This window comes from Pseudomonas wayambapalatensis, assembly GCF_049942315.1.
Taxonomy (GTDB): domain Bacteria; phylum Pseudomonadota; class Gammaproteobacteria; order Pseudomonadales; family Pseudomonadaceae; genus Aquipseudomonas; species Aquipseudomonas wayambapalatensis.
This window is the reverse complement of the sequence record NZ_JBNFMU010000021.1, coordinates 1-2,729: the sequence shown is the minus strand read 5'-3', so window position 1 is coordinate 2,729 and position 2,729 is coordinate 1. Positions and strand designations below refer to the sequence as shown.

2 protein-coding genes are annotated in these 2,729 nt (G+C 66.1%); both read right to left on the bottom strand.

Annotated features, from left to right (window positions below):
* On the bottom strand, positions 1 to 2,078 hold a 2,078-nt coding region (locus ACPZMI_RS00305), incomplete at its 3' end, for a condensation domain-containing protein (RefSeq protein ID WP_426351432.1).
* A gap of 12 nt (positions 2,079 to 2,090) precedes the next feature.
* Positions 2,091 to 2,729 (bottom strand): phosphopantetheine-binding protein (locus ACPZMI_RS00300; RefSeq protein ID WP_426351431.1); only part of this gene is annotated, 639 nt, incomplete at its 5' end.

Below are 2,729 nucleotides of genomic sequence, written 5' to 3'. Positions count from 1 at the left end.
CGGTCCTCGGCAGTCAGGCCATAAGCCTCTTGCATCCAGCAAAGGCGGTTGGTCAGCGCCCGGTGGCGGTTGCCCGCGCCCTTGGGCTTGCCGGTGGAGCCGGAGGTGTAGATCACGTAGGCCAGGTTCTCGCCAGTGACTTCGATCTTCGGCGCTTGCTCGGCATAGCCGGTCAGTGGCTGGTCGAGCAGCAGGCACTCCAGGCCCTGCGGCAGCGGCAACTGCTCGCGCAGGTGCGATTGGGTCAGCAGCAGTTCGATGCCGCTGTCCTCGATCATGTAGGCCAGACGCTCGCGCGGGTATTCCGGGTCCAGCGGCACATAGGCGCCACCGGCCTTGATCACCGCCAGCAGTGCCACGACCATTTCCACGCTGCGCTCGGCCGCCACACCCACCAGCACATCCGGGCCCACACCTGCCGCCTGCAGGCGGTGCGCCCACTGGTTGGCTAGGGCATCGAGCTGGCGGTAGCTGAGCTGACGCTCGCCAAACACCAGCGCCGTGGCGTCTGGCGTGGCCTCGACCTGGCGCTGGATCAGCGCCTGGACGCTGTGCTCCAGCGGGTACTCGACCGCCGTGGCATTCCAGCGCACCAGGGTGTCGCGCACTTCGTCGGCAGCGATCAACGGCAGGTCGTCCAGCGTGCAGTCGAGGTTGGCGACCATCGCCTGCAGCAGGTTCTGCCAATGCCGAGCCAGGCGCTGCGCGGTCGCCGGCTCGAACAGGTCCAGGGCATAGGTGAACTGCGCATCCAGCGCATCGCCCTGCTCCAGAATGTTCAGGGTCAGGTCGAACTGGGCGGTATGGCCCTCGCTCTTGAGGTTTTCGATGCGCAGGCCGGACGCCTGGGCGCCGTCACCGCCAGCGCCCAGCGCCGCGCCACTCTGGTGATTGAACATCACCTGGAACAGCGGGCTGTGGCTGAGGGTGCGTTGCGGGCGCAGCGCTTCGACCAGCTGCTCGAACGGCAAGTCCTGGTGCGCCTGCGCGCCCAGGGCATCGGCCTTGACCTGCTGGAGAAACGCCCGCACGGTCGTCTGCCCCGAAATCTCGACGCGCTGCACCAAGGTGTTGACGAAGAAACCGACCAGCCGCTCGGTCTCCATGCGGTTGCGGTTGGCCACCGGCACGCCGATGCGCAGGTCACGCTGGCCACTGTAGCGGTACAGCAAGACCTGGTACGACGCCAGCAACAGCATGAACAAGGTGACGCCCTGCGCCTGCGCCACACTGCGCAGGTCGCGGCACAACTGCGCCTCGAGCTTCACCTCCAGGCTGGCACCGCGCAAGCTCTGCTCCGCCGGGCGTGGATGGTCGAACGGCAGCTCGAGCACCGGATGCTCGCTGCCCAGCCGTTCGGTCCAGTAGGCCAGTTGACGCTCCTGCTCACCGGCCTCCATCCACTGGCGCTGCCACAAGGCGTAGTCGGCGTACTGCACCGGCAGCGCCGGCAGTTGCACGGTCCGCCCTTCGCAAGCGGCGGCGTACAGCTGGACCAGCTCGCCGATCATCACCTGCATCGACCAGCCATCGGTCACGATGTGGTGCTGGGTGAGCACCAGCACATGCTCCTGCTCGTCGAGCCGCAACAGCTTGACCCGCAATAGCGGGCCGGCCTGCAGGTCGAAACGGCGCTGGATCTCCTCCTCGACACACGCCCGCAACTGCGCCTGGCGTTGTTGCGGCGCATCGTCGAGGGCCAGGGTCTGCTGCTCGATCCCGGCCCAGTTCGGCGCGTCGATCACCTGCAGCACCTGCTCGCCATCCTCGACGAAGCGGGTGCGCAAGGTTTCGTGGCGGGCCACCAGCGCGGCAAAGCTGGCATCGAGCGCAGCAATGTCGAGCGCGCCCTGCAACTTCAGGGCAGCACTGATGTGATAAGCACTGCTCTCGGGGCTCATCTGCCAGAGGAACCACTGCCGCTCCTGGGCATAGGACAGCAGTTGCAGTTCCTCGGGCTGACGCTTGAACACCGGCGCGACGCTGAACAGATTGATGTTCTTGTGCTTGAGCATCACCGCCAAGGCCTTGCGTTCCTTCGGCGACAGCTCGCCCACCCTTTCAATCAACGCTTTCACACCGGTTCCCCTTCACTCAGAAATTAGCTTCTCAAGCTCATCTCCTGTTAAACGTTCCAGGGCCTCCAAGGATTTAGCCAGTTCATCCATCAAAGGATCGTTGCTCGCATCCAGCGCCTCCACCGACGCGCTGAACTCGCCCAGGTGCCGCGCGTTGAAGAGAGTCTTGAGCGGGACCTCGATGCCCAGGTGCTCGCGAATCCGCACGATCACCTGGGTCGCCAGCAGCGAATGTCCGCCCAGGGCGAAGAAGTCATCCTCCAGGCCCACCTGCGGCACCTGCAGCACGTCCTTCCAGATCTGCGCCAGTTGCTGCTCCCGCTCGCTGCGCGGTGCCACGTAGCGGGCCTGGGCCAGCTCCGGAGACGGCAGCGCACGACGCTCCAGCTTGCCGTTGGGGCTCACTGGCAATTGCTTGAGCAGCAGCAGGTGCACCGGCACCATGTAGTCCGGCAGCACCGCACCCAGGCGCTCGCGCAAGGTAACGCGCAAGGCTTCGGCCGCCGCGTCGTCCGTCACTGGCGTGCTTGGCACCAGGTAGCCCGCCAGTTGCAGGCCGCCAGCACCCGGCACCGCCAGCACCACGGCCTCGCGCACTTCGTCCTGCTCCATCAGCCGTGCTTCGATCTCGCCCAGCTCGATGCGCAGGCC